Origin of the sequence: Gelidibacter sp., from assembly GCF_035577925.1 — a bacterium.
In the GTDB taxonomy this organism is placed as follows: domain Bacteria; phylum Bacteroidota; class Bacteroidia; order Flavobacteriales; family Flavobacteriaceae; genus Gelidibacter.
In genome coordinates this window covers 1-3923 of record NZ_DATJCY010000237.1, presented here as the reverse complement: position 1 = coordinate 3923, position 3923 = coordinate 1, and the positions used below count along the sequence as shown (strand labels likewise).

2 protein-coding genes and 1 pseudogene are annotated in these 3923 nt (G+C 37.1%); 1 reads left to right on the top strand and 2 read right to left on the bottom strand.

Annotation, left to right across the window (positions count from 1 at the left end):
* Nucleotides 1-289: 289 nt before the first annotated feature.
* Nucleotides 290-1246 carry an OmpA family protein gene (locus VNJ50_RS09505; RefSeq protein ID WP_325581261.1) on the bottom strand — a complete coding sequence of 319 codons (957 nt, stop codon included), beginning with the start codon at nucleotides 1244-1246 and terminating at the stop codon, nucleotides 290-292.
* Between the two features lie 44 nt (nucleotides 1247-1290).
* Entirely contained in the window at nucleotides 1291-2055 is a 765-nt protein-coding gene (locus VNJ50_RS09500) for an exodeoxyribonuclease III (protein WP_325581259.1), read from the bottom strand.
* A gap of 227 nt (nucleotides 2056-2282) precedes the next feature.
* Here VNJ50_RS09500 and VNJ50_RS09495 point away from each other — a divergent pair.
* Nucleotides 2283-3923, top strand: a pseudogene (locus VNJ50_RS09495) (hypothetical protein); the annotation flags it as partial.

Genomic DNA, 3923 nt, shown 5'->3' with positions numbered 1-3923 from the left:
TTGATGCTTGTTGCTAATTGTTCTTCTCAAGCTGTAAATATTGAAACTGGCGAATCAAGTAATGAATTTTCATACGATGCTAATTTAACTTTTAAAGATGCCACAGGTGCTATTAAGACCACTAAGGTAACTTTTACCTATACAAAACAAGGTGAAGTAGTAACGCCTCAATAAGTCAGGAAAATAGAAACATTTTCAAGTAACAAAAAAGCGAATCCCCAAAGATTCGCTTTTTTTGTCCAGACCTGCTAGGTTTCAAAAACCTAGTAGGTCTTTTTTTTAAATCAATTTAATCGTTTAATAATTTAGAAATCTCATCCAATTTAGGAGTTAAAATAACTTCAATACGTCGGTTTTTGGCTTTGCCTTCGTTCGTGTCATTGGTTGCAATTGGGGCATATTCGCCACGTCCGGCAGCCGTTAAATTCTCAGGATTGATAGCTGGATTTTCTCTTAAAATCTGAACGATAGCCGTAGCCCGTTTGGTTGATAAGTCCCAGTTACCGCTCAATTGTCCTGTTCCATTATAAGGATCATTATCGGTATGGCCTTCAATTAAAATTGCAATATCTGGGTTTTCTGCCAATACGCTTCCCAATTGTTTCACAGCTTGCTTTCCGTTAACACCAACAGCCCAACTTCCAGATTGGAACAACAATTTGTTTTCCATGGACACATATACTTTGCCATCACGCTGCTCAACCGTTAGGCCTTTGCCTTCAAAATTGGTCAATGCTCTGGAAATGGCATCTTTAAGTTTGTTCATCGCTGCATCTTTGGAGGCAATCACATTTTCGAGCTCCAAAATACGTTGAGAACGTGATTCCATATCTTGCTTTAATTTTTGTAAACGTGCATTTTCGGCAGCAAGCGCTTGTTCTTTGGCTTCTAATTGGGCTAATAATTCTCTGTTCTTTTTAGCGTTTTCGGCAATGGCAGAGGAGCTGTTTTTTTCTAAAGCTTGGTAAGATTGTTGTAAATTGTCCAGATTGGTTTTGGTAACTTCATAATCCTTTTGAAGTTGAGAGAGTCTTGAAACACTGTTGTCATAATCTCTCTGCAACTGTGATAATTTGTTTTGTGAAATGAGGAGATCCTTTTTCAGCTCAGCATTTTCATCAATAATTTTTCGGTTTTCTCTTCTTAAAGTCGCGTATTTATCTTCCAAATCGGTGTAGATTTTTTTGGACACGCACGACGTGGTCAACACGAGTGTTAATGCAATAAGGGACAGTTTTTTAATCATGTTTATAAGGGTTAAATATTAGGTTTGTTTTTATGTGAATTTAATCAGCTATGGAGTTCCAGTAAAATCGGACAATGATCGCTATGAACGGCATCCGATAAGATAACGCTGCGTTTTAGTTTATCTTGTAAAGGTGCATGAACCATGGCATAATCTAGACGCCATCCTTTATTCCTTGCTCTTGAATTGGCTCTATAACTCCACCACGTGTATTGGTCGGGTTTGTTATTAAAATGTCTAAAGGAATCTATAAATCCGTTATTTATAAAATTGCCAATCCATTGGCGTTCCACAGGTAAAAAACCGGAAACGTTTGAAAGTCCTTTCGGGTTATGGATGTCTATTTCTTCATGACAGATGTTGTAATCGCCTAAAACAATCAAATTTGGAATTTCTTCTTTAAGATTATCTATATAGTCATGAAACATATCCATATAATCAAATTTATGTTGCAAGCGCGCATCATTGGTGCCTGATGGCAAATACAAACTCATGATCGAAACGTCATCAAAATCAACTCTCAAATTACGCCCTTCAAAATCCATTGACGCTATGCCTGTGCCATATTCAACATGGTTGGGTTTGGTTTTACTGAGGATTGCAACGCCACTATAGCCTTTTTTTTGTGCACTGAACCAATAATGATAAGGATAACCCGCTTCCTCAAAAACAGAAACATCAAGTTGCTCTTTCATGGCTTTGATTTCTTGTAAACAAATGACATCGGGATTCGCGCTTTTTAACCAATTTATAAAACCTTTATTGAGTGCTGCACGAATGCCGTTAACATTGTAAGAGATGATTTTCATATATACATCCCATAAAAATGGGAATCTTTAAGTTAAACCTTTATTTCACGCAAACTTAAATAATACTGTACTTTTATACGATAATTTTACAGGCTTTTTAACGTTAAAACGAATGTCGTCTTTAGAACTAGTTGTGCGAGATGAAAATTGCTATTTCCATTGTCTTTTTTTTAATCAGTTGTTGTGTGTTTGCACAAGAGCCGACATCTAATTATAGAATAAAGAGAATGGCAGTGGCTGATGCTCTTTATATTGATACGGTAAGCATCAATTCAAGCCAATTCAGCCTTAGAACAAAAGATGACAAGGTCATTGATACGTCCTTTTATCATATAGATTTTTCAAAAGCACTTTTGACTTTTAAAAAACCAATCGCAACCGATTCGGTTACCGTTCATTATCTGAGATATCCCAATTTCATCACTCGAAAATATTTTCAGCTCAGCGATACCATTGTTGTTGATAACATCAATAATATGCAGCAATTGTACAAGATGCAACAATCTAATGTGGTTAGGAATTTTACGCCTTTTGATGGTTTGACAACTTCCGGTAGTATTTCAAGGGGAATGACCATAGGCAATAATCAAAATTCTGTGATGAACAGCGAATTGGATTTGCAGATTTCGGGGAAGTTGAGCGATAAAGTATCCTTGAAAGCTTCTATTCAAGATGCTAATATTCCTTTGCAAGAAAGTGGTTATTCACAACGTTTAGATGAGTTTGATCAAATTTTTATCGAATTGTTCAGTGATAAGTGGCGTATTAGGGCCGGCGATATCGATCTGCAAAATACCGATTCTTATTTCGCACGATTCAGCAAACGGGTTCAAGGACTCAATGTCGATGTTAATTTAGGAAATGACAATTCCAAAACGCATCTTTTTGCCGCTGGTGCTTTGGTGCGTGGTCAGTTTACCACCAGTCAATTTAGAGGTCAGGAAGGCAACCAAGGGCCTTATAAATTGCGTGGTCCAAACAATCAATTGTATGTGCTGGTCATTTCGGGCAGCGAAACGGTATATGTTAACGGAACACCAATTAAGCGCGGCGAAAATCAAGATTATATCATCGATTATAATGCGGGCGAAATTATTTTTAATGCCACGTTTCCGATAACTTCAGAAATGCGTATCACGGTCGATTACCAATTTAGCGAACGTAATTTTTCACGATTTACAGTTTTTGGCGGCGGCGGTATAGAAACTGAAAAATTTAAAATAAATGCTTCGGTGTATTCTGAGGTCGATTCTAAAAATCAGCCGTTACAACAAAATCTATCACCAGAACAGGTTCAGATTTTAGCCAATGCTGGCGATGATTCCTCTTTAATGGTCGCGCCTTCTGGTGTGCCCGAGGCTTACAATGAAAATCGTATTTTATATAAAAAAGAACTGATTAATGGCGTTGAGGCTTATGTGTTTTCGACCAATCCAACCGATGAATTGTTTAGTGTTAAATTTCAATTGGTTGGAAATAATCAAGGTGATTACGTGCTAATCAACAGTAATGCCGTGTCCAATATTTATGAATATGTTGCGCCAATGGCAGGCGTACCGCAAGGTAATTATGCCCCCATTGTACAATTGATTGCGCCAACCAAATTGCAAATTGCGGTAGTAAATGGAACGTATAAACCAAACGAACGAACCGATATTTATTTTGAAGCAGCGGGCAGTAAAAACGATCTGAATCTTTTTTCAAATTTAGACGATGGCAATAATGACGGTTTTGCTGGAAAACTGCGAATAAAACACGACGTGATAAAAAATGACAGTCTGTGGAATTTATCTGCCATAATAGATGCTGATATGATCCAAAATAATTTTAAAACCATTGAGCGTTTATATTATGCTGAATTTGACCGT

What these genes read in the sequence shown, in the direction of transcription:
- VNJ50_RS09500 (WP_325581259.1), bottom strand. Translation starts at nt 2,055, where the DNA reads ATGAAAATCATCTCTTACAATGTTAACGGCATTCGTGCAGCACTCAAT.
- VNJ50_RS09505 (WP_325581261.1), bottom strand. Translation starts at nt 1,246, where the DNA reads ATGATTAAAAAACTGTCCCTTATTGCATTAACACTCGTGTTGACCACG.